This window comes from Nocardia sp. CA-128927 (assembly GCF_050955855.1).
Taxonomy (GTDB): domain Bacteria; phylum Actinomycetota; class Actinomycetes; order Mycobacteriales; family Mycobacteriaceae; genus Nocardia.
Genome location: NZ_CP192087.1, coordinates 5,903,094 through 5,926,776 on the forward strand (window position 1 = coordinate 5,903,094; position 23,683 = coordinate 5,926,776).

The 23,683-nt window shown below is 65.5% G+C and carries 21 protein-coding genes; 11 read left to right on the forward strand and 10 right to left on the reverse strand.

The window, feature by feature from the left end; translation table 11 throughout:
* Positions 1-68 precede the first annotated feature (68 nt).
* Positions 69-755, forward strand: coding sequence for a DUF1361 domain-containing protein (locus tag ACQPW1_RS27625; protein WP_433654502.1), 687 nt, complete (start codon positions 69-71; stop codon positions 753-755).
* Between the two features lie 48 nt (positions 756-803).
* On the opposite strand, the gene ACQPW1_RS27630 is transcribed toward ACQPW1_RS27625, so the two are convergent.
* Both ACQPW1_RS27630 and ACQPW1_RS27635 read right to left on the reverse strand, forming a co-directional pair.
* Entirely contained in the window at positions 804-1,178 is a 375-nt protein-coding gene (locus tag ACQPW1_RS27630; protein WP_433654504.1) for a hypothetical protein, read from the reverse strand.
* A 120-nt stretch (positions 1,179-1,298) separates the two neighbouring features.
* Entirely contained in the window at positions 1,299-1,712 is a 414-nt protein-coding gene (locus tag ACQPW1_RS27635) for a MarR family winged helix-turn-helix transcriptional regulator (RefSeq protein WP_433654505.1), read from the reverse strand.
* A 72-nt stretch (positions 1,713-1,784) separates the two neighbouring features.
* Here ACQPW1_RS27635 and ACQPW1_RS27640 point away from each other — a divergent pair, with 72 nt between their 5' ends.
* A complete protein-coding gene (locus ACQPW1_RS27640) occupies positions 1,785-2,564 on the forward strand; it encodes an alpha/beta fold hydrolase (protein WP_433654507.1) in 780 nt (259 codons plus the stop codon).
* Between the two features lie 78 nt (positions 2,565-2,642).
* Positions 2,643-3,203, forward strand: coding sequence for a TetR/AcrR family transcriptional regulator (locus tag ACQPW1_RS27645; protein WP_433654509.1), 561 nt, complete (start codon positions 2,643-2,645; stop codon positions 3,201-3,203).
* A gap of 301 nt (positions 3,204-3,504) precedes the next feature.
* On the opposite strand, the gene ACQPW1_RS27650 is transcribed toward ACQPW1_RS27645, so the two are convergent.
* The 7 genes from ACQPW1_RS27650 to ACQPW1_RS27680 are packed head-to-tail and all read right to left on the reverse strand — an operon-like array spanning position 3,505 to position 11,605.
* On the reverse strand, positions 3,505-4,746 hold the full coding sequence (locus ACQPW1_RS27650; protein ID WP_433654511.1) for an ATP-grasp domain-containing protein: 1,242 nt from the start codon (positions 4,744-4,746) through the stop codon (positions 3,505-3,507).
* Positions 4,733-5,998 (reverse strand): methylaspartate mutase, encoded by a 1,266-nt coding sequence (locus ACQPW1_RS27655; protein ID WP_433654513.1) that lies wholly within the window; start codon positions 5,996-5,998, stop codon positions 4,733-4,735. Before ACQPW1_RS27655 ends, ACQPW1_RS27650 begins: the two co-directional genes overlap by 14 nt.
* A 1-nt stretch (position 5,999) precedes the next feature.
* The gene (locus ACQPW1_RS27660; RefSeq protein WP_433654514.1) at positions 6,000-7,487 is read right to left on the reverse strand and encodes a hypothetical protein; all 1,488 of its coding nucleotides are present in this window, start codon (positions 7,485-7,487) and stop codon (positions 6,000-6,002) included.
* Complete coding sequence (locus tag ACQPW1_RS27665) at positions 7,484-8,722, reverse strand: ATP-grasp domain-containing protein (RefSeq protein WP_433654515.1); 1,239 nt, start codon at positions 8,720-8,722, stop codon at positions 7,484-7,486. Before ACQPW1_RS27665 ends, ACQPW1_RS27660 begins: the two co-directional genes overlap by 4 nt.
* A complete protein-coding gene (locus ACQPW1_RS27670; RefSeq protein ID WP_433654516.1) occupies positions 8,722-9,210 on the reverse strand; it encodes a cobalamin B12-binding domain-containing protein in 489 nt (162 codons plus the stop codon). Before ACQPW1_RS27670 ends, ACQPW1_RS27665 begins: the two co-directional genes overlap by 1 nt.
* Entirely contained in the window at positions 9,207-10,439 is a 1,233-nt protein-coding gene (locus ACQPW1_RS27675) for an MFS transporter (protein ID WP_433654518.1), read from the reverse strand. The genes ACQPW1_RS27670 and ACQPW1_RS27675 overlap by 4 nt, the downstream gene beginning before the upstream one ends.
* Before the next feature lie 53 nt (positions 10,440-10,492).
* Complete coding sequence (locus ACQPW1_RS27680; protein ID WP_433654519.1) at positions 10,493-11,605, reverse strand: LLM class flavin-dependent oxidoreductase; 1,113 nt, start codon at positions 11,603-11,605, stop codon at positions 10,493-10,495.
* A 671-nt stretch (positions 11,606-12,276) separates the two neighbouring features.
* Here ACQPW1_RS27680 and ACQPW1_RS27685 point away from each other — a divergent pair.
* The 5 genes from ACQPW1_RS27685 to ACQPW1_RS27705 all read left to right on the forward strand — a co-directional run bounded on the left by ACQPW1_RS27685 (position 12,277) and on the right by ACQPW1_RS27705 (position 17,027).
* Positions 12,277-13,269, forward strand: coding sequence for an asparagine synthetase A (locus ACQPW1_RS27685; RefSeq protein WP_433654520.1), 993 nt, complete (start codon positions 12,277-12,279; stop codon positions 13,267-13,269).
* Positions 13,266-14,531, forward strand: coding sequence for a glutamate synthase-related protein (locus ACQPW1_RS27690; protein ID WP_433654521.1), 1,266 nt, complete (start codon positions 13,266-13,268; stop codon positions 14,529-14,531). The genes ACQPW1_RS27685 and ACQPW1_RS27690 overlap by 4 nt, the downstream gene beginning before the upstream one ends.
* 23 nt (positions 14,532-14,554) lie before the next feature.
* Complete coding sequence (locus tag ACQPW1_RS27695; RefSeq protein ID WP_433665349.1) at positions 14,555-15,424, forward strand: ketopantoate reductase family protein; 870 nt, start codon at positions 14,555-14,557, stop codon at positions 15,422-15,424.
* Positions 15,425-15,765: 341 nt separating this feature from the next.
* Positions 15,766-16,257 (forward strand): cupin domain-containing protein, encoded by a 492-nt coding sequence (locus ACQPW1_RS27700; RefSeq protein WP_433654523.1) that lies wholly within the window; start codon positions 15,766-15,768, stop codon positions 16,255-16,257.
* Positions 16,254-17,027 (forward strand): AraC family transcriptional regulator, encoded by a 774-nt coding sequence (locus tag ACQPW1_RS27705; RefSeq protein WP_433654524.1) that lies wholly within the window; start codon positions 16,254-16,256, stop codon positions 17,025-17,027. The genes ACQPW1_RS27700 and ACQPW1_RS27705 overlap by 4 nt, the downstream gene beginning before the upstream one ends.
* Positions 17,028-17,033: 6 nt before the next feature.
* Here the strand turns inward: ACQPW1_RS27705 and ACQPW1_RS27710 are convergent, their stop codons facing one another.
* Positions 17,034-18,503, reverse strand: a complete 1,470-nt coding sequence (locus ACQPW1_RS27710) for a cytochrome P450 (RefSeq protein WP_433654525.1) — start codon at positions 18,501-18,503, stop codon at positions 17,034-17,036.
* Positions 18,504-18,871: 368 nt separating this feature from the next.
* Here ACQPW1_RS27710 and ACQPW1_RS27715 point away from each other — a divergent pair, with 368 nt between their 5' ends.
* Genes ACQPW1_RS27715 through ACQPW1_RS27725 form a run of 3 tightly spaced genes read left to right on the forward strand, consistent with a single transcriptional unit; the run spans position 18,872 to position 23,668 of the window.
* Positions 18,872-20,182, forward strand: a complete 1,311-nt coding sequence (locus tag ACQPW1_RS27715) for a glutamine synthetase family protein (protein WP_433654526.1) — start codon at positions 18,872-18,874, stop codon at positions 20,180-20,182.
* 52 nt (positions 20,183-20,234) lie between these two features.
* Positions 20,235-22,223: an asparagine synthase (glutamine-hydrolyzing) gene (asnB, locus tag ACQPW1_RS27720; RefSeq protein ID WP_433654527.1), complete on the forward strand. Its 1,989-nt coding sequence runs from the start codon at positions 20,235-20,237 to the stop codon at positions 22,221-22,223.
* A 47-nt stretch (positions 22,224-22,270) separates the two neighbouring features.
* On the forward strand, positions 22,271-23,668 hold the full coding sequence (locus ACQPW1_RS27725; protein ID WP_433654529.1) for a pyridoxal phosphate-dependent decarboxylase family protein: 1,398 nt from the start codon (positions 22,271-22,273) through the stop codon (positions 23,666-23,668).
* Positions 23,669-23,683: the final 15 nt, after the last annotated feature.

A 23,683-nucleotide genomic window follows, 5' to 3' on the forward strand; every position in this document is an offset into this window, starting at 1 on the left:
TGTAGCGATGTGGTGGCCGTCGGTCTCGACGCGTTCACCTGGACCGTTCGGTCGCCCATGATGGCGGAATGGATGTACTCGATCACGTGGGGCCGGGCCTGCTGGACGTGGTCCGGCGTGACTTCGTCTGGCTGGTCTGGAACACGATGCTGGCCTGGGTGCCGGTGCTGTTGGCGCTGTTGGTGTTTCGGCTGAGGCGCCGTGACCGGAAGGTTTCCCGCTCGCCACTGTCGTGGGCGGGCGCCGTGTTGTTCGTGCTGTTCCTGCCCAATGCACCGTACGTGGTCACCGATCTCGTGCACCTGCGCTACGACATCCAATTCCTCGGCGACCGCCCGGTGGTCACCACGGTGCTGCCGGTCTACGGGGCGCTCATCGCGTCCGGCTTTCTCGCCTACTACCTCGCGCTGGCCGAACTCGGGCGATACCTCGACCACGTCGGGCTGACCCGGTGGCGTACGCCAGTCACCGTCGGCCTGCATTTGCTGTGCGCGGTGGGCGTGTTCCTCGGCCGCTGGACCCGGCTCAACAGTTGGGAGCCGGTGGTGCAGCCCCGCGGAACCTTCGAACGCATGTTGCTCGCGCTGACGTGGTCATGGGCACCGGTCCTCATCGTGGCGATGTTCCTGGTCACAGCCATCGGACACTTTGTGACCAAGGCAGTTGTCGAAGCAACCGTAGCCGGAGTCCGCCGAGCCGCGGGATCGGCGGTTGCCGCCGCGCACGAGTTGTCCGGCGGCGCACGGAATTGCTAGCAATTTCGTACGCGAGCTGCGAATAGGTGCGCGGGAGACGAAGTGTGGCTACCACGGGCCGATGAAGAATTCGAGTACGGCCATGGTGATCGCGGCGAGGAGTGCTACCGCGGCCGCTGCGGCAACGGTGCGGCGCCGAACCCGACGGACATCGCTGGCAGACCGGGCCGCGACGAAACCACCTGCGGCGCCGAGGATCCCGACCACCAGGACTCCCCCGAAGACCAGATAGAGCAGGCTGCCCAACGCGGCGGAACCGGCCTCGCCGAAACCGCGCGCGTAGCCCGACAGCGGTACCGGAAACCGATACACGACCGCGACGATCGCTGCCGCCAGCGGAGACAGCACGACGGCGGCGACCGCGCCCAAGCCCGCCATTTTCAGGGCGAACCCGTTCTCGCTGCTCGACGAAGTATCAGACACACACGGCAGCTTATGAACCCCGCCGGACTGTGGACACCGAGAAACCACCTGTGTCGCCGAGTAGAACTACTCCCCGCCGACTCGAGCACGTAGAGCGGCTGATCGAGTAGGGCTCCCGGATCAGTCGGACGTGCCGATTCGCTGGAGCAGATTCAGCAAGGTGCCCCGCTCGGCGGTGGACAGGGCGGCGAACGAATCGGTGAGCACCGCGTCCGCGACCTTGTTCCCCGCCGCGAGGACCTTCTTGCCTGCCGCTGTCAGGTGGTGCTCGATGGCGCGGCCGCGGCCGGACGTGCGTTCGATCAGTCCGCGGGCCACGAGCCTGCCCGCCAACGTGCCGAAAGCCTGTTCGGTCTGAAACGTCTCCTCGGCCAGAGCGCGCGCGGTCGAGCCGGGGTTGCGGGCGATCGCGCGCATCGCGTCCCACTGCGCCAGGGTGGTGCCGACGGCCGCGAGCCTGCTGTCGAGCGCGCGATGGTGGCGGTACTGCGCCTGCTTGACCGCGCGTCCGAGAGCTTGCAGATCACCAGACATGGACGAAACTCTAACACTGTGACTAAACTTGTTTATATCAACATGTTTAGTCAACGGATCGAGGACTCACCCATGACTGCCGACACCAGCTCACCGGCACTGCTCACCATCGACGAATCCGGCAGCGGCCCAACCATTCTCGTTCTGCACGGCGGCGGCGGACCGGCCACCGTGGCAGGCCTCGCCGAACACCTGTCCCGTTCCGCGCATGTCCTCACCCCGACCCACCCGGGCTGGAACGGAACACCGCGCCCGCACGGATTCGACAGCATCACCGACCTCGCGGACGCCTACCTGGACCTACTGCGCGACCGCGACCTACGGGACGTGCTCGTCATCGGATCGTCCATCGGCGGTTGGATCGCCGCCGAGATGGCCGTGCGCGACAACGCGAGCCGCATCGGCAGTCTCGTCCTCATCGACGCGGTGGGCGTTCAGATCGAGAACGAACCCATCCGAGACTTCTTCGCCCTCGATGCCCGCGGCGTGGCCGAGTACTCGTACCACGACCCGGACCGCTTCTATCAGGACCCCGCCGACATCCCCGCCGCGCAATTGGCTGTGCGCCAAGCGAATATGGTCACCCTGCGCCACTACGCGGGCGACCCGTACATGCACAACCCGCACCTGCTCCCCCAGCTGGCGGCGGTATCCGTTCCGACACTGCTGCTTTGGGGCGAGAGCGACCGCATCGCCACCGCCGCCTACGGCTCAGCCTATGCCGCAGCGTTTGGCAACGCACGCTTCGAAATCATCGCTGCGGCAGGCCATCTGCCGCAGCTGGAACAGCCGGATGCGACCTTCGCCCACCTCGACGCGTACGCACGCACCGTGCAGCGGTCAACGCGGTAGCCGCACAATCGGACGATTTCGTCCGCTTATCTGGAACGAAAGTCCACCGATCCCGGCCGGAAGCGGTTCAATTGGTGCATGACCGATCGCGACTTGCGCCGTGACGCACTGCACAACCAGCAGGAACTGCTCCGCGCCGCGACCACCGCGTTTCATCGGGAAGGCCTGCGCGTCCCCATGGCCACCATCGCCGCCGACGCCGGTGTCGGGATCGGCACCCTCTACCGGCACTTCCCCACCCGCGAAGATCTGCTTGGCCATCTGACGCACCGATCGTTCGAGTTCGTGCTGGACAGCACGCTCGCGGCCGAACGCGAGGGCGCGACCCCGGTCGACAGCCTCCGGCTCTTCGTCGACGCCGCCATCCGCCAGCGCAACGACCTCATCCTGCCGCTGAACGGCGGACCACCGATCACCTCGCCCGCGACGGAGGCCCTGCGCCTCGAGATCCACGCCATCGTGCAGCGGATCATCGACCAGGGCATCGCCGACGGTGTGCTGCGCCCGGAAACCTCACACAACGACATCGTCGCCTTCGGCGCGCTCGTCGCACAGCCACGCCCCATCGACCCCGACTGGGACGTCACCTGTCGCGGTCTACTCACTACCTTCCTGCGCGGCATCTGCCGAAACCCCTGAGCCGCGCACACGATTCGACGGAAACACGATCGGCCCAACCCACTGCGCGCGAGAATGTGGGGGGAACCTACCGGCCGCACGCCGGTAGAGAAGGAACCGGTGGATCATGCCGACGGACTGGGGAAGCGTCTCAGGCGAGAACGCGCGTCGGGCCAATCGCAATCACGAGGCCAGCCGTCGCATTCAAGGCGGCAGCGGATGTTTGATCGCGCTGATGACGACCGCGGGAGCGGTATTGGTCGTCGCGGCCGCCGTGCGGATCAGCGGGCGCTCTCGGCGGTAGTCACGGCGTCCGTGCCACCTACAACAACTCGTGCTCGAGCCGACGAAGCGTCCGGTACGACCGCTCGATCTCGGCGGGGTCTTGATGCACGAGAAACACCACACCCGGTGACGAGTTGAGATCGACCGTCGGCCTGGTCATCGCCTGATCGGCGATGCGGAAACGCACACTCTCGATCGCAGGCAGCCGTTCGAGCTCATCCCGGAGCGCCCCGGCGGGTAACGGAACCTCGCGGTGCGCAATGAGATTCACGCAACGCGCCTGCTCCCGCCGCGCATACACCGGCGGCTGGGCCGCCAGCGCCCGTCCCTCGTCGAGATAGCAATCCATCGTCAGGCCCACCTGATTCACTCCCGTACATCGATCGAGCGCGTGCGGGTTGGCCAGTCCGGAGAGGCGCGCGCCGGTCTCCAACAACACGGGACCCGCTGCGGTATAGATCAATTCGGTGTGTGCGGGCCCGTTCGCGATGCCGAGCGCGTCGAGCACGCCCGACACGTAATCAATGATCTCGGTGAATCGTGGATCCGCCTCCGACAGCAGGTCTTCGCAGTCGTAGATCCTGCGGTTGTCTCGCACCGTCACCTTGTGGCTGATCCACGCATCGGTGAACCAGTGCTTACCGTCCCGGCTGACCGAGTTGACGATGTACTCGTCCCCGACGAGGTACTCCTGCGCGAGTACGGCCGCATTGGTCCGCAGCATCAGATTCGTCTTGCCGATGATCGCCCCGACCGCGGCGCGGATCTCCGTCTCGGAGTCGCTGATGAACACGTCCTCGGATCCCGCGCTGTCGAGCGGCTTGACCACCGTGCGCCCGAGACCCGCGGCGCGCCGCCATTCCAGCAGTCCCGCAACATCATTGCCGCGCCGCTGCCGCGCGGTCCGCAGCCCCGCGGCGGCCACGGCCTCCAGCATGTAGAACTTGTCCCGCCGCACGTGCGACAGCGCCGGGTCGTTGCCGCGCAACCCCAGTTTCGCGGCGATCTCGTCGGCCACCTCGACGCCGTACTCGCTGGCCGCGATCACCGCGACCGGTTCCAGTTCGGCGAGCCTGCGTAGCACATCATCGGCCTGGTCGGCGTAGGACAGGTCCGCGGCGAACAACTCGGCGGGCAGGCTCGCGGAGAACGTCGCGGGCAGGTGCGCCCGAGACCGGACGTGGATCAGCCGGTGCTGTTGTCGCGCCTGCCGGGCAAGCAGCGCGCCGGTGGAGAACGCGTCCACCAGGACAACGGTGGACGGATTAGCTTCGGACATCGAACATCCCATCGGGGTGACTGTCATAACTGTTCGCGACGTGGTCGAGCATTCCGTAGAGCGCGTCGGAGCCGAGCCGGGCCAGATCCTCGCGACCGGCGCTGGCGGGCAACGGAAGTCGCCCCAACCGCCCCCAGCGCAGCGCGCCTTGCTCGTCGATGACAGTCGTTGTGGCGCCGAGGTTGTCGCTGTGCAGGCAGAAGGGGACGTCGAGCAGTCCGGCCGCGAAGGCGGCGAGCAGTGCCGTCCGCACGTCCGAGTCGAGCGCGAGCACGGTGTCGATCAGCAGCCGCGCCTCATCGAGGACCTCGGTGAAGTACTGCGCCTCGGCCGGGGACGCCGGATCGAGCGGTCCGTCGGCCTCTTCCGAGGCAATGCGTAGTGCCGCAATGTTTTCCGCGACGGACGGAATCTGCCAGGCCTCCGACACCGTCTTCACGATCATCCGTTCACACCCGGTCGCCATGGCCAGGCGGGCGCTGTCGCGGATCAGCCGAGTCGCCCCGTCGGGCGTCCTCGGGAAAAGGCCCATGTACGTGTAGAACACGACATGCCAGGTGACGTCGCCCAGGTATTCGTCGGCCAGGGTGCGCAACGCCCGCAACGCGCCGCGATCCTGCTCGGCCAGCGTCCCCTGCGCGTAACTGAACGACATGTACCGCAGGCCGTGCTGCCGGAAGAAGCACCCCTCCAGAATCCCCATCGCCACCAGCAGCGACGGCGGGCAGAGCTGGCCGAGCAGGCAGCCGCCGAAGCTCTCGATATGGCCGAATTCGGTTGCGTCGGCGAGGAATCGGGTGCTCTCCGACCATGCCTCGATCGCATCGTGCAGCGGCAGCCTGCTGTAGGGCAGGCAGTACGAGACCGGACCGCCTTCCGTCGCGTCCAAGCCGACCTCGACCAAACGCTGAAAGACCCGCAGCGGCAACGCCGTTCCGTGTCGCACCTGGACCGGAAACGACGGACCGTACAGGCCCGCGAGTAGCTTCCGGGTTTCTTCGACGGAGTGCGAGACGAGCGGATACCCGTTCAACTCCTCCCCGGCGGCAAGACGTTCCAGCGGGCTCTGGTAGTCGCCGACGCGCGTGTAGCTGTCGAGCGTCAGCGTGCCGATCACCGGAAAGTCCAGGTGGGCGACCCGGGCGAGCCCGGACCGCATGGCCGACAGGCTGCCCATGCCCATGCGCGGCTGGACGACCAACTGCCCCGCGGCCGCCCGTTCCGCAACGAAACTGTCGAAGAACCCAGCCACGTCACCTACCCGAGATCAGTTCGAGGGCCGGCAATCCCGACCGCGGGTCGACCGTGTGCACCTGGGACTTGTGCGGATCACCCGCGCGCACCCTGGCCATCACGGTGTCACCGGCCGCGAAGTCCACCAGTGAGCTGCGATAAAGCGTGCGCAGGTGCGAGATGGACAGCCCGGACACCTCCGCCAACCAGCCCGCGGCGCTGTCACTGCCCGGCTCGGCCCGCAACGCCGCATGCAACGCCGGAATCTCGGCGACTCGCTCCGGATGACAGCGTTCGACGAATTCCGCCAGTCGCGCACCCTCATTGGTGAACGGCGAGAACACCATCGCGACCAACTCGTCCTCCCCCAGCCCGAATGCGTTCTCGGCGTAGGTGGCCGCCACTTCGCGCTGTTTGACGATCTTTTCCGGCGAGTCGTAGCGGCCGAGGGCGAGCGCAATCAGGCTGTCCGGCATCTCTTTCCGGCGCATCATCGTCTCGGCGAACTCCAGATACTCGGTGATTCCGGCCTGGTAGGTCCGCCCCTCGACGTACTCGACGCGCAGGCCGCGCAGGTGAGCCATGAGAGTCGGGTTGGCGCAATCGGATTCGGTGAAGCTGAAGGCCAGGTCGTCGAAGCGGAAGCCGAGGAAATCGACGATCAGGTCCCAGTGGTCGTGAACGCGGTAGCTGACCAAGTCGTAGATGGATACGAAGGTGGGCTGCACCGACCGATCACCCACCGCGACTTCGCGTTCGGCGGGCTCGTGCTGGTCGTCGCCGAACAGCTCGCGGAAATACGCGTCGCCGACGCCGCGCAACGCGGACAGGAGATCTTGGAAGGTCATGCCCTTGCGTTGCACGTCGATGCCGATTCCCTTGGCCAGCCGCAGAATCCACGCGGCGTAGAGGGCCTGCTCGCGCCGGGAGTCGCCGGTCATGATCGCGTCGACGCCGCCACGCCACCAGGCGGCGCGGCCGTAGAAGTCAGCGACTGCAAGGTTGCAGCTGTTGCAGAACGTGGGACGTCCGTCGCCCGCCGAGCGGTGCCCGTTCATCAGCACGTCGAGTCGGTTGATTGCGACCAGCTTGTCCGGCAACGGCAGATCGACGCGGAAACGGCGAATCTCGGTGTGGTCGATGGTGAGCAGCTCGACCCGCTCATCGTCCAGCAGGCCCAAAGCCGAGTACACCCGATCGATGTTCTCCATCACCGCGCTGATCACACCGGCGTGCCGCATGTTCGCCACGCGCATCAGGAAGGTCTCGCCGTGCTCCAGTTGGAGATGTAATTGCACAGCACGCACAAACGCCACCACGTAGGTGCTGTCCTTGCCGCCGCCGTAGGCCACCATGACCTTGTAGTCCGCGAGCCGGTCGAGACCGCCCGCGGCCTCGATCAGCTTGTCGCCGACGGCCGCCACCCCGAGTTGCTCGTCCTCGGTGAGGAATCCGATCAGCTGCTGGTAGCGCGTCCGGTCGTCGGTGGCCTCAAAGTCACTGGTCACAGCGGTTCCGCCTCGAAGTCGAAGTTCTCGATGATCTTTCGGATGCCGGCCTCGACGACGTGCTCATCCTCGTGCAACAAAATGAATCGCCCACGATGCAGCGCGTCGTACGCGCCGCCGGGCGCCAGCACCTGCCCCGGCGCGGGCAGCAGTTCCCGCCAGACGATCGGCACCTGGTCGCGCATGGACCCGGCGCGCACCACACGCTCGGACACCTCGGCGGACTTGGGCATGATCAGCCAACCCCCGGAGGAGTCGACGAACTCGGGGACCGGCGGGACCTCAGCACCCGACAGCACCCGCAGAAACATCTCGTACAGGTTGACGCCGAACACCTTGTAGAGCAGATGCGGCACTTCGGCCCCGCCCACTCGTCCGCCGATCTCCAGGAATACCGGATCGCCAGCCGGGGTGATGAACACCTCGAGGTGGAATGGCAAGCGGCGCAAGCCAAGTGCCGAGATGATCTGCTGCGAGAATTCCTCGATCTGCGTCCGCAGTGGCGACGGCCCCATCAAGACCGAGCCGAGCGGCGTGCCGTGCGCGAAGGACAGGCAGTCGTTGATGTAGCGGGAGGCCGCCTGGAAGGTGACGCGGGAATCGTCGTCCGCGAAGCCGTCCACATGGTAGATCGGCCCCGCGATGAACTCCTCGACCTCGTAGTCGGCCAGCTCGATCGTGCTGAGCGCGGCGTCCAGTTCCGCGAGGCTGTCCACCCGGCGCACGCCGATGCTGGCGGCACCACCGAGCGGCTTGAGGATCAGCGGATAGCCGCAGGACGCCGCGAACGAGCGCACCTGCTCGACGCTCACGCAGGAGTCGAAGCGCGGCACCAGGATTCCCGCCTCGTCCAGCACCTGTTTCATCCGCACTTTGTCCCGGTAGACGGCGACCTCGTCGACGGTGGGTCCGGGGATTCCGAGATTCTCGCGAACCTGGGCCGCGATCTCCAGCGTGAATTCCGACAGCGCGATCAGCTCGTCCACCGGACCGACCCGCTCGGTGATCTCCCGAACCGCGGCACCAAGTGCCGCAACATCATTGACGTCCGCGACCTGCACCTGACAGGCGATCTTCGCCGAATCCACCAGCACGCCATCGGCTCCGGGGCCGTCTACTACGTAGCTGACCCGGTTGGCCTCGTGATCGATGAACTCCTCGTAGCGAGTGAGCTCGTTGTCCCAGCGGATCCCGTCGAAGAAACGTGGCCACCGGTTGACGATGACGATATGCATCAGAACACCTCTCGTGTCTCGGCGTTCTCGCTGTCCCACGGACTGATCAGCGCCGGGTCTGCCCGCCATGCCGAAAACCCTTGTGCCAGACCGAACCGCAGGAAGCCGCGGAAGCGTTCGATGGCGTCGTCGCCGAGGAACACGTCGGTGTAGCCCAACTCGAGCAGTTCGCGGCGAACCCGGTCATCGTCGGATACCGCGGTGGTCAGCTTGCCGCCGATAGCACACGGCACCTCGAGCCCGCGTTCCCGCAGGCCGGACAGCAGGACCTGGGCGCCGTGGAAACCGTGCCCGTTGACACTCGACACAACCAAGAGATCGGGCCGGTCCGCGCGGATGGCGTCTGCCACGTTCTGCACCGGCGTACACGTGCCGAGGTTGTGCACCGACGCGCCGTGCTCCTCCAGGAGCTTCTGCAGGTAAACCAGGTTCCAGAGATGGGAATCGGACTCGACGGTGCTCAGCACGCACCGGAAACGAGCGTTCATGTCACGACCTCAACGTTAGCGTTCTCGCGGGCCAGCAAGGCTTTTCGGAAACTGGCCATCGTCAACGGCAGAAACACCGCGCCGAACAGGCAGAGCAGGATGCCCAGCCACAGCGCGAGTCGTTGTGCGCCGATGGTGGCGCCCAGGCCACCGATCAGCAGGCCCGCGATCGGATAGGACAACAGGTTGAGCAGATAGAAGGGGCCCATCACCTTGCCGAGATGCTCGCGGGGAATCACCTTCACCCGCTGGGTGCGGTTGTAGATGTTGTAGAACGCGTCGCCGACGAGCATCACGACAAAAGCCGGGGCATAGACCAGATAGGACGGTGCGAGGGCGCAGATCAGAACCATGGCGCACATCAGCCAAACGCCCAACGCCCCAATGGGTTCGACGCCGACGCGGCGCAGCAGCGCGGGCATCAGCAATAGGTTCAGCAGGCCGGTGACACCGACGGCCGCGTTGAGCACGCCGTACGCGGAGTCGGGCGCGTGGAAGACATCGGTGACCAGGGCCGCGTTCGACACGATCAGCACGCCGACCACCAGGTTGATGGTGAAGTTGAGGATGCCGAGCAGCAGGACCGGGCGGATGCGCACCATGAGCTGCCAGCCGATCGCCAACTCCGGCAGCACTTCTCGGGCCGCCCACCCGACGGCGGTGCGCACCTTCGGTCGTGGCAGCGGCAGCCAGGTCAATGCACTGATCGCGAAAGCGGCTGCGGCAATGAGCAATAGCCACAGCTTGCCGAGGAACGCCGCGGCCAGGATCGCCAGGGCGGGCCCGAGCGCCATGGCCAGCAACTCCATGTTCTGCACCAGCGACTGCACCGTGGCGATCTGGTTGTCGCGGGCGATCTGCGGCACCATGCGTTCGATCGACATGCGGATGGGCGCAACGCAAACCGACAGGCACGCGCCACCGGTCATCAACGCGGGGACCATCCAGCCGGGCCGAGCGAGGCAGACCAGCACGACGATCACCAGGATGACCGCGCGCATCACCGCGACCCGGGTGAAAAGCCTTGCGCCACCGTCACGGTCGGCGAGCAGACCCGCGAACGGGTAGGCGATCAGGGCAGGTAGCCACTCGAGCGCGAACGCGAAACCGAGTGTGGAGACCTGCTTGGTGTCATGAAAGATCAACAGCGGCACCGCGAACAGCACCACTTGTTCGGCAACCAATCCGAGCAGAACGCCGGTGCCGAATAGCGCGCTGTATTTACCCACCCCGTCGGCTCCGCCGACTGCCGTCCCCCGGCGCCGAGGCACTGCCCACTGTTTCATCCCATCCGTCTCTCATGTTCCCGAATGAGCGGCAGTACATGGGTGTAGAAGATGCGCATCTCGTCACGGGTCGGCCAGCCCGAGAAGATGAATTCGCTGATCCCGGCCGCCTTGTACAGGTAGAGGTAGTCGGCGACCTCCTGGTAACTGCCGACCACGCACAGCGCGGGTCCGCCGCGATACGGCACGAAACCGGAGTAGATCATCGGCGACAGCCAGTCGCCGTCGGCCTGCTCGGCGAGCCGGAAGGAGGTATGCACGGCGACGGAATCCGAGGCGGCGACGACCTGCGCGACCCACTCCCGATGCTTCTCGTCCGGGTTTTCCTGCATAGCGGCAAGATCCGTGAGCGCCTGCTCCCGAGTTTCCCTGGCCAGTACGTGCATTCGGGTGCCGACGCGGGTGCCCTTGTCGAGGACCGGCCGGGCCGCGGCGCCCATGCCCTCGGGGGTGTCGCCGTACCGCAGCCAACAGTCGCCGTACATCGCAGCGGTCTCCTGCGCGATCTCCGAGGCGCCACTCAAGTAGATCTCGGGACGGCCACCACCCTTGTAGCCCAGCCCGAGCGCTGCTTCCTTGATGACGTAGTGGTCGCCTTCATAGGACAGCGGCTTCTGCCCACCCCAGAACCGATGGCAGATATCGAGGAACTCTTGGGTGCGGGCGTAGCGCCCGTCATGCGCGACGAAATCGCCATATCCTGCCTGCTCCGCGGGCGAGATGCCCGCGACCAGGTTCAGCGAGATCCGCCCGTCGGACATCCACGAGATCGTGTTCACGACCTGCGTGAACAACGTCGGCGACAGCAGGCCGGGCCGGTAGGCGAGGATGAAAGTGACGTTCTCGGTCTCCCGGACCAGCGCGCCGATCATCGGCAACGGGTCGGGCATGTAGTCGGCGATGCCCATCAGCAGCGAGTCGACGCCCAGCGCGTCCGCCTCCTGTACGAAATCCACCATGCCCTCGAAGTCGAGTTCGCCGACTCGGTACTTCTCGGTGGCCTTCTGCTGCCCGCTGTCCAGCGGCGCGCACCAATGGAACCTCAACTCTCCCGGATCGGCGTCGCGTGTGTGAGACAGCGGGGCGAAGTTCGTACGGTCGTAGTTCATTTCTATCGGGATTCACTTCCGGTATCGCAATGAAGGGTGCATAAGACACTCAGCACCAATTCAGACAACAGCTGATCCAAGACCACCCTCTCAGAATGCACGCGTCCGGAGCTGTACCCCCAGAAGCTCCCAACGGAAGTCGCGTCCCCGTTTCGACTCCCGGCCCTGTTAAGGCAAAGTTACATCGACCGTCCGTCGCTGTCAAAGGGGTATAAGCTGCGCCGAGCGTCACGGTTTCGGCAATTGTTCGGGCACCGATCTTCCGCGCATCGAGCAATGATCTTCTGCGTCGAATCCCCCCATTCGGGGGGTGGACTACCTGGTCAAGACGGGGGAGAATAGGGCCGCTACCAGTGCGTGAGCATGACAGTGCAACAGGAACGGGGGGTTCGACGACACCGTCAAGCAATAGTTTCCCACCAGTTACCGAGTATTGTAAAAGAAACTCGGATATATACGTTAGCCGATAGTCGACTAAATGCATACGAGCGATCCTCGGGACATCAGATGACGTAATCGGCTTGCCTACATATTGCAGATGGCGAATACACGGGACGGAGCGCCGACGCCACACGCGTCCAGACGTGCTATTTCAGGTTTCGACGGCATATCGTGCCGACGAATTACCAGCTCCCCCGCACGACTATTGAACGGATCGGACTTTGCCTGAATTGACTGAACCGACCGCAGCCGCGCCGCCACTACCGCGGGCGCATCTCACGTCGAAACGAACCATCGCGGCGTTGACCGTGCAGGCGCGATTCCTCGCCGCCGCCCGGGAGTTTCTGACCGCGGAGGGGTTCACCGAGTTGCTGCCGCCCATCATCGGTCCGGTGACCGACCCGGGGGCACGCGGCGCGAAACAGGTCGATATCGACTACTACGGGCACCGCTACAAGCTGATGACCAGCGGCATTCTCTACAAGCAGGCGTCACTGCTCGCCTTCGACAAGATCTTCCACGTGGCCCCGAACGTGCGGCTCGAGCCGCTGGAAACCGCGGTGACCCACCGGCATCTCGCGGAGTTCCACCAGCTCGACGTGGAGATCGCGAACGGGTCACGCGACGACGCCATGGACGTGGCCGAGCGGCTGACCAAGTACGCGGTGGAATACGTGCTGAGCAGCGCCCAGCGCGAGCTGGAGATCCTGAATCGCGACCTCGAACAGTTGAAGCAGGTACTCGCGGGCCCCTACGACCGCAGGCGGCACACCACCGCGGTGACGGAGCTGCGCGACCTCGGGCACGACCAGCACGAACACACCGAAATCGACTGGCAGGGTGAGGAAATCATCTCCGCCGCCGCCACTCGCCCGTTCTTCATCACCGACTATCCCAAGGGCTCGCGCGGCTTCTACGACAGCGAGAACCCTGACGAGCCGGGCATGCTGCGCAACTTCGACCTGATCTTCCCCGGCGGGTTCGGCGAGATGATGAGCGGCAGCGAACGCGAGTCGGACTACCGGACGCTGCTGACCCGGATGCGCGAAACCGGGGAGAATCCGGCCAAATACGAGTGGTACCTGACCCTGGCCCGCGAAGGGCTTTCGCCCAGTGCGGGTTTCGGCCTCGGCGTGGAACGGTTCACCCGATTCCTCGGCGGTTTGGCCGCGGTCTGGCAGGCCACCGCCTACCCCAAGATTCCCGGGGAGCTACGGCCGTGAGCGTGCTGTCGGCTCCTGGATTTCCCGAGCGGGAGGTGCGGGCGCGGGCTCGGACGGCGGCGGGTTCGGTGTTTCCCGACAATGCGCGATACGGCTCGACGCTGTTCGGACAAACCAGGGTGCCGGATCCGACCGTCCTGGACGCGATCGATAACGCCCGGTTGGTGCCGCCGGTGTTCGTGCCGCTGCGCGCGGACAAGATGTTCGATCTCGGCCGGGAGCCACTGGCCGGTGACGTCGATCTGACCACCACCATCGGCGGTCTGCGCTCGACGCTGCCGGTCTACGTGTCGGCGTTCGGGTCCACCGCCGTGGCCGACGGCGATCTCGGCGTCGCGGTGGCCGGACAAGCCGGTGCCGCGGGCGTGCCGATGGTGATCGGCGAGAACATCGTGCCCGTGTCCGGCTACGGCCGGATGGCGGATGAGGAACAGAGCTCGCTGCTGCGTCGGCTCACCGAATACACCAAGAGGGCGGCCGACGACCTCGGCGGCGTGATCGTCCAGCAGAGCACCGAGGACGCCGACGCCGAGGTCTGGAACCTGGTGTACAGCGACCCGGCGAGCGAGCCGCTGCTGACCACCGGCCGGTTGGCCTTCGAGTTGAAGGTGGGACAGGGCGCGAAGCCTGGTCTCGGCGGCATGACCCTTATCCCCCGGGAACGCGCCGCACACCTGTCGGCGCAGTACGACATGCTCGATATCTACGACACCGCCGAGTCCCCGGTGCTGCGGTCCGCCACGCCCGGCACGTTCACCGCGGAGATCCTGCGTCAGCAGATTCGGTTGATGCGCAACAACTATCCGCGCTGCCGCGTCTGGGTGAAGCTGCCGCCCGCCCGGGATGTGGCCGACGCGGCCGAGGTCGCGTGGGCGGCGGGTGCCGACGCGGTCACCGTCGACGGGGCCGAGGCCGGCACGGGATGGGCACCGCACGGGTTCCTCGATCATGTCGGCCTGCCGTTGGCCGAGTGTCTACGCCGGGTCGCCGACCGCGACCGGCACGACCACAGCCTGCTGGTCTCCGGAAGATGTTGGGAGGGAACACGAGTCGTCAAATGCCTGGCCCTCGGTGCGTCCGCCGTTGGCCTCGGTCGCGCGGCGCTGGTCGCCGCGGACGAGAATGCTGATCATGGATTGACGAACCTGCTGGCCGCGTTCGAGCTGGAGCTGCGGCTCCTGATCAGCGCACTCGGCAAGTACCGGGTCACGGACCTGGCCGCCGAGGACATCTGGTTCCCTGCTACCAGCGAAAGGACGTGATGAATACAGAGCGACCGTTGAGTGTGGCAGTACTCGGCCCCGGCGGGGTCGGCGGTCTAGTGGGTGCGTTGCTGGCCCAGGACGGGCATCGAGTGATCTTCCTCGGCGGACCGGAGACGGTGCGCACGGTGCGTGAGCACGGAATGCATGTGCGCAGTGGGATGTTCGGTGACTTCACCGTAAAAGCCGAGGCGGACACCGAGTTACGCGAACCCGTCGACCTGTGCCTGGTGACCGTCAAACAGAACGTCCTCGACGCAGCCGTCGACCGGGTCTCCCCCACGGCGCTGGGCGACGGCCTGATCGTGCCGCTGCTCAACGGGATCGAGCATCCGGCGGCCCTGCGCGCGCGGTATCGACCGGAACTTGTTGTGCCCGGGGTGATTCGGGTCGCGTCGAACCGTGTCGAAGCGGGCGTCATCGTGCACGGCAGCCCGTTCGTCGAGATCGATCTGGCGAGCGCCACCGCGTCGCCTGAACGGCTCGACGAGCTGGTCGCGCTGCTCAATGACGTCGGTGTGCAGGCGAAGGCACTCGAGGACGAAGCCGCCATGCTCTGGGGCAAACTGTTCTTCCTCGCGCCGTTCGCGCTGCTGACCACGCACGAGCGGTGTGCCGTCGGCGATATGCGCACCGTGCATCGCACGCAGCTGATCGACCTCGTCACGGAGATCGCCACACTGAGCCGCGCGTCCGGCGTGCCCGCCGATGTCGAAGCGGCACTTCGGTTTTACGATGCCTTTCCACCGGAGGCCAAGTCGTCGATGCAACGGGACGCCGAGGCCGGACGCCCGCTGGAACTGGACGCGATCGGCGGCGCGCTGTTGCGTATCGCCCAGCAGCTCACGGTGCCGATGCCGCTGACCGAGCGTCTGATCGCCGATCTGACCTGACCGAACAACGGATCAGCCGAATCCAGCGGTTGATGACTTACCGAACCCCCTTGCACTGCAAGGGGGTTCGGCTTTCCAGCCTGTCCGCCCGACTTGTACGATGACCAAGCGCTGATGGCGGACCGACCCGCCAACCAGCGTCATCCTTCGAGAACGGACGGACACCCGATGTGCTTCGAAACCGGCGCCCACCCGGCGTTGGCGCGGGTCGGTGTGGACCTGATGATCGTCGACTCGTTCGACGCTCGATTCGACTACGGGATCGCACGGCTGCTGCACGTCGTCTAGCCGGGCGCCTGATTCACGGCGATAGAATTCGAGTTCGGACAGGAGGGTGACACGTGGCAGTCGAGGAACCGCATCCGGATTCGTCCGCGGACGGTGCTTGGCGGGACAACGGGGTGCGGGTCATCAAGGCCGATCAGCTCGACTCGAACACCGCCCAGACGCCGGGGATGGATCGCGCGGCCGCGATCAATGCGGCCAGGGTCGGTGCCCAGAAGATCTGGGCGGGGACCGTCACGATTCACCCGAACGCCAAGACCGGGGCGCACCATCACGGTGCGCTGGAGAGCGTTATCTACGTCCTGCGCGGACGCGCACGCATGCGGTGGGGCGAGCGGCTCGAGTTCGTCGCCGAGGCGGAGCCGGGCGATTTCATCTTCGTGCCGCCCTATGTTCCGCATCAAGAAATCAACGCGAGCACCGACGAACCGCTCGAATGCGTGCTGGTGCGCAGCGATAGCGAAGCCGTCGTCGTCAACCTCGACATCGAACCGGTCGAGAAACCCGACACCGTGCACTGGATCGACCCGATCCATCGGCAGCCGTGATCGATCTCGTGCAGATGTCTCCGGAGGTCGACTCCGCCCCGAGCAAGCGGGGTTGGCTGGAGCACGGGACGCATATCGCCGTGCACAGCCATCGGCAGGGACAGTTGCTTTACGCGTCCACCGGGGTGCTCGCCACCACAACCGAACTCGGCACGTGGGTGGCACCGGCGGATCGCCTCACCTGGACACCGCCCGGCTTCGCGCACAGTCACCGCATCTACGGGGAAACCGACTGCCGGGTCGTCAACGTGCCGCGCGAACTATGCGACAGCTTGCCGAGCCGACCGACCGTGTTCGCGGTGACGCCGCTTCTGCGAGAAGCATTGGTAGCTCTCACTACTGATCGCACATTCCGGCCCGGCGCCCGGGAGCGATTGCGCCAGGTGATGATCGATGAGCTGACGGACAGTCCTGAGCAGGTTCTCTATCTTCCTGCGCCACAAGATGATCGGCTGCGGGCCGCCACCGACCTGTTGCACGCCGACCCAGGCAACACCGCTACTTTGGCCGAGCTGGGACGTTCGGTCGGCGCCAGCGAACGCACGCTGAGCCGACTCTTCCACGCCGAGCTCGGCATGAGCTTCCACCAGTGGCGGACGCTGCTGCGCGTTCAGCACGCTCTGGTGCATCTGCTCGACGGTCACCCGGTGACCAGCACCGCGTTGGCCTGCGGCTGGTCCAATCCGACCAGCTTCATCGAAGCCTTCACCGCTATCGTCGGCCAGACTCCCGGCCGCTATCAGAACGACCTCCGGCGGGCCGCGCCCTAGCGAGATTTACTGTGCAGGTACGGCTTTCGTTCTGCGCCGCATGATCATGGGAAGTCCGTTCTGCGGCCGCAGGGTCAGGGTGGGTTCGGGGACGATTCGTGCGCCAGCCGCGAGGTCGAAGGTGTATCGCTGGGTGAGCATCGCGAGGATGAGCTTGGCTTGGACGCGGGCGAAACCCAGTCCGATGCATTGGCGTTGGCCCGCGCCGAAGGGTAGGTAGGCATAACGTGGGCGAGCTGACGGACTCTCGTCGTTGTCGTTGGGCGGGAAGATGATCTGCTTGTTCTCGGGCAGAAACCGCCGGGGATCGAAGCCTTCCGGGTTGGGCCAGGACTTCGAATCGTGATGCAGCAGGTAGGGCGCGACGGACACGGTCGCTCCGGCGGGGATGGCATACCCGCCGAGTACATCGTCTGCCGCGGCTTGGCGTTCGATCAGCCAGGAAGGCGGATACAGCCGCATCGATTCCTCGATTACCGCGGAGGTCCACGGCAACTCGTCGAGGTCGGCTGGTGTGGGGCGGCGGTCGCCGAGCACGGTGTCGATTTCGGCGACGAGTCGCTCGCGTGCCTCGGGGTGATTGGACAGCAGCAGCAATGTCCACGCCAGCGAGTAGGCCGTCGTGTCGTGTCCGACGAGCAAGAAGGTCTTGAGTTCGTCCTGGACTTGGCTGGGACTCATCGCCGATGCTCCGGCCTCGTCGCGCGCGCCCAGGAGCAGACCGAGCAGGTCGTGTCTGTCGTCCTGGGGGCTCTGCTGCCGGTCCCGAATGAGCCGTGCGACAACGTCATCGAGTACGCCGACCGCGGCGTCGAGCTTTCGCCAGCGCGGTGCTTGCAGCCGCAGTGCCAGGTCGGGGGAAACGCCGGGTATGCGAGCGGGCAACCAGGTCAGCAGCGAGGTCATTGCCTTGCCGACGCAGCGCAGGATCTCGATGAGCGCCTCGTGCACGCGGGCGGCGTCGTCGGAGAGGTCGGTGCCGAAGAGTGCGGGTGCGGTCACGTCGAGGGTCAGGGCGTTCATTGCTACGGAGACGTCGAGTTGGTCGCCGTCGGGGCGGGTTTCCCAGCGCAGCAGCGAGCGTTCCGCTGCGGTGATCATGTATTCGGCGAACCGGTCCAGCTGTCGTCGGGCGAACAGCGGTTGCATGATCCGGCGCTGCCGACTCCACGAGTCGCCGTCATTGGTCAGTAGCCCGTTGCCCAAAGCCATTGCCGCGACCTTGGCATTGAGGGTCTTGACGTAGTTGCCCTGTCGCCCGACGAAGACCGCTTCAACGAGTTCCGGATCGTTCACGATAAAGAATTGCTGTCCCCCGATATCTACCCGGACGACGTTGCCGTAACGCTCGATGAGATTCTGGAATGCCAGGCAGGGGTCGCGGCGGATTTCGGCCATTACGCGGAAAGCGTCCAGGCCCGTCGGCCCGGGCGCTCGCATCGGCTCGGCTTCGACAAGGGTTGAGGTTTCAGTCACGGTCTTCGCTTCCCATATTTCTAGCATGAAATGGGTTACTTTCGCAGGGATCGGGACCCTACATCGTTTTCACCAAGATCGAGGCTGCTTAACCGAATTTCAACCCCCCATCCGGGGCATGTCGAATCTCGGGCGTTTCTGACAGGCTGGGCTGATGTGCGACGAAGACAGTCGAAACCTGCTGCTGGAACAGGTCGCACACGAGTGGAGACCGTACTTCGAGCCGGTCCACGAGGAACCGACGCAGCTCGGGCACACAGCTCGGATGCGTTGCGCGCCAAGCAGGTTCCGAGTCATCCGCCGAGACCGCGCCCGCCGCGCCGCATCTCGGCGTGCTGAGTACATACGGCGGGGGTGAGAGGATCGAGATGGAAGCGGTAGAGCAATTCCTGAAAGAGCATTCGATCACTATGGTCGAGCTCGCCACACCTGATATGACAGGCGCTATTCGCGGAAAACGAATTCCTGTCGAATCGTTCCTGACCAACGGGATATCGGGTGCGGTCGGCCTGTCATCGGCGGTGCTGGCCTGGGATTACCAGATGGAAGTGATAGAGACCGCCGATTACAGCTGGTCCAACGGATATCCCGATATCTTTCTTCGTCCCGATGTGGCGACACTTCGGCTCATTCCTTGGAAGCCGAATACCGCGCTGGTCTTCTGTGACGTCGCCGATGCGTCCGGCAATCTCGCCGCGGTAGCTCCGCGCGATGTACTACGTCGAGCGGTGACCGAGCTCGAACGGGCCGGACTTTCTCCCTACATCGCCATGGAGAGCGAGTTCTACGCACTCGACGGGGAAACGCTGCGATCCCGTGGCGACCGAAACCCGGTATACAGCTTGCACGACAACTACTATCTCGAGCCGTTTCTCGACGAAGTCTGCTCGATGCTGCTCAGCGCCGACGTCGAAGTCGAGGCCTGCGGCGCCGAATACGCACCCGGTCAGGTCGAGATCAACCTCACCCCATCCGACCCGCTCACCGCCGCGGACAGCCTGCTGTTCTTCCGGTACGCCGTCAAACAACTCGCCCCACGACACGGGTATCGAGCGACCTTCATGGCCAAGCCATTCGGCGACCTTTCCGGCAGCGGCCTGCACATCCATCAGAGCATGTGGCGACCGGAAAAGGTCAACGCATTCTGGGATGCGAGCACAGGTGCGCTGAGCGATACCGGCCATAACTACGTGGCGGGCCTGCTGAAGTACGCGGCCGAGCTGCAACTCGTGGCCGTCCCAACGCCCAACGGCTACAAGCGCGTCGCGGATCATTCGTTCGCGCCGACGAACCTCTCGTGGGGGCTGGACAACAGGTGCACCGCGGTACGCGTCCTGGTCCGCGACGCCAACGGCACCCGCGTCGAGACTCGAATCGCCGCGGCCGACGCCAATCCCTACCTGCTCGCCGCCGCCCAGCTCACGGCAGGCTTGGCCGGTGTCACCGAAGAGTTGAAACCGGCGCCGCCCGCCGCGAATTCCTATGTGTCGGCAGAGTATTCGCCATTGCCGACGAACATCTGGCAGGCGGCGACGCTGTTCGGCGAGAGCGACTTCGCCAGACGAGCGCTGGGCGCGGCGACCGTGGAGAACCTGTGCCGCGTGGCGTGGAGCGAGGCGGCGGCCGCCCAGCGTGAAGTGACCGAATGGGAGCGCTCTCGATATCTGGATTCGGTGTAGTCGACCGGAATCCGCAGTTCGATCGGGGAATAGGAGTCAAATCGTGTGTGGCGTGGTCGGATTCATTGACAGCGGATTACGGAAGGACCAGCGGCTCGACCTGGTGCGGCGGGGCATTCGCGCGATCGCCCATCGCGGTCCCGATGAGGTAGGCCTTTACGACAGCACCGCCTTCACGCTGGGCACGGTCCGCCTCTCGGTCATCGACCCGAGGCTCGGCCAGCAGCCCATGGTGACGCCGGACAATCGCTACATCGCCGGATTCAACGGCGAGATCTTCAACTACCTCGAGCTCCGCAGCGAGCTGGAGACCTACGGAGTCCGCTTCAAGACGAACTCCGACACCGAGGTGCTGCTGCATTCCCTGGCGTATTGGGGACGAGATGCGCTGTCGCGCCTGAACGGCCAGTTCGGCTTCGTCTTCTACGACAAGTGGGAACAGGAGCTGATCCTCGGCCGCGACCGCTTCGGCGAGCGCCCGCTCTTCTACACCGAACAGCACGGCACCTTCTACTTCGCGTCGGAGATCAAGGGACTGTTCGCGTTCCCTCGCGTGCCGCGTGAGCTCGCGGCCGACAAGGTGCGGCGCGCGATGCGGTACTGGAGCCCGGTCCCCGGCGAGACCTGCTTCACCGGCATCGACGCGATCCCACCGGGGCACATCCTGACCGTCCGCGACGGGCGTGCCGAGCTGACGAAGTACTACCACGGCATCGCACGCCAGCATGTCGCCGCGCCCCCGAAGTCCTTCGAAGAGGCGAAGATCGGACTGCAGGACGTCATTCGAGAGTCGATCCGCCTGCGTCTGCGCACCGACTACTCGCTGGGCACCTACATCAGCGGCGGCATCGATTCGGCGGTCGTCTCCTCCGTGATGAGCGAACTGATCGACGAGCCGCTCACCACGTTCTCCATCGACGCTGCGGACAGTCCGGTGGACGAGTGGCCGTACCAGAAGGCCATGGTCGCCCGGCTGGGTAGTCGACACACCCGGATTCCGGTCTCCCGCGCGCAGGTCCGCGAGCGGTTCCCGCATGTCGTGCGGCAATGCGAACAGCCCCTGCACTTCACCGCACCGGTGGCCTACGGAGTGCTGGCCGAGCAAGTGGGGCTGGCCGGTGTGCGGGTCATCCTCGGCGGCGAGGGCGCGGACGAGCTCTTCGCCGGTTACGACGTGGCCAAAGAGGCGACGATTCTCGAACGCTGCCTGGGCTCAGGGTCTTTCGCGGGCGCGGCCGAAGAGCTGGAGCTGGCGCTGGACGACATGCGGTACAGCGATGCCACGAATGCCGCCGCGATCCTGCGCTTCTACGCGGACCGAGCGAACCGCGATTTCGCGCTCGGGGCACATCTGCGGCGCTTCGAAACCGAGCCCGTCGACGAACTCATCCATGCGGCGGGCGACGTCTATGACGACCACGCCGTGCTGCTGCGCCGACTGCGCGCCGACTTCCCCGACTTCGATCAGCGGCCCGCCGTCGACCGATCGATGCTGGTCGACATGCACACCTTCCTGATCGGCTACGGGATGACCTGTCTCGGCGACCGAGCCGGAACAGGCTTCGGCGTCGAAGGTCGTTATCCCTTCATGGATTCCGACGTCGTCGAGTACGCGGCCGCCTTGCCGGTCGAGTGGAAGCTGAACGAGGGACGGACCAAGCACATCCTGCGGGAGGCCTATGCCGATCGTCTCCCGCACGGGATCGTCAACCGGCCGAAATTCGGGATGCGGCTGCCCGGCGCCGAGGCGCTGCTACCGGACGGCGACGACTGGGTGGCGGCGATCTTGACCCCGTCCGCCATCCGCCGGGTCGGTTTCCTGGTGCCCGACGCGGTGGACCGGCTCGTGGCACAGGTACGGAACTCGGAGGCGCCGCGAGTGCCGTATCCGTTCGGCGATGCCTACGTGCACTTGCTCAGCGTGCTGCTGATGGAGGAGTTCCTGATTCACGACTTCCAGGTGCCCGACGTCGACATCGACCGAATCATGATGCGCGACATCGACGGCGACCACGACCCGGTGGGTACGGCCGTGCGCTGATCGACGCACGCTCGCCAGCTTCCGAAGACAGTCAGAGAGGTTCCATCATGTCCCCTGTCGACCTGGTCGACGATGTGCGCGAGGTCGGGACAGCGGTCCTCGAAACCCTTGCCACCCATATCGAATCCGTCCGGACCGGATCCGGGGAGGTCGTCTCCTCGGACAATATCGAGACGGTCACCAAGCGGCTCGAGCTGAGCCGGTGGATCGAGGAAGGCGGGATGACGCTGCCCGAGCTGTTGTCCTTCGTCACCACCTACAGCGATATCTCGGCCAGCCATCACCACCCGGGGTACATGGGGCATCAGATCGCCCCGTCCGACACACCCGGCGTCGTCGCCGATCTACTCCAGGCGATGACCAACAACATTCCCCTGGTCTACGAGCTCGCCCCGGCCGCCGCGGCCGTGGACCGGGCGGTGTGCCGCTGGATGCTGGGCAACGTCGGCTGGGCCGAGACCGGCATCGGGGCCATGACCAATGGTGGCAGCCTGGGCAATCTGACCGCGCTGCTCGCCGCGCGTTCGCACGCCGACGCCACCGCATGGCGTGATGGAAACCCAGGCGACCTCGTCATCTTCGCTCCGGCGACCAGTCACTATTCCGTGCGAAAAGCGGCCGCTGTCATGGGACTTGGTGAACGCGGTGTCTATCCGTTGCGCACCAACGAACTGGGCCGCATCGATCCGGCCGGGCTCGCACCGGCGCTTGCCGAGGTGCGGGCTCAGGGCAGGCGTCCGGTCGCCGTGGTGGCCAACGGTTGCGCCACCGGGACAGGCTTGTACGACCCGATCGCCGAGGTCGCGGAGTTCTGCGAGGCCAACGAGCTGTGGTTACACGTGGACGGCGCGCATGGCGCCGCCGCGCTGCTATCCCCTCGACTACGCGGCCTGCTCGATGGCATCGAGCGCGCGGATTCCTCGGTGTGGGACGGGCACAAGATGCTTCGAACCTCGGCACTGTGCACGGGAGTGTTGTTCCGCGAAAAGCGTTATCTCGACACCATGTTCAAGCAGGACGCCAGTTATCTCTACCGCCCCGAGGCCGAAGACGTGGACCCGGGGCAATTCACCTTCGAGACCTCCAAAGCGCCGCTCGGTCTCAAGATCTTGCTGACCCTGGCCTACCGCGGGGAAGCCTCCCTACGCTCCTACGTCGAGCGGCAGTACGACCTCGCCGCCGATCTGTGGGAGCTGATCCAGGAGCGTCCCGATTTCACCGCGCCGTACCAGCCGCACAGCAACATCCTCTGCTTCCGCTACGAACCCTGGGGCGACCGGCAGCTCGAGCTGCGGGCGCGGCTCATCCAGGACGGCCGGTTCTACCTCTCGTCCTTCCAACTCGGCGGTCGCCCGTACTTGCGCGCGTCCCTGATGTCCCCGAGCACCGACCGGCAAACCCTGCACGAGCTGTTGGCGGTGATCGCCGAGGTCGCCGCGGCGTGACGGCGCCACGAAACC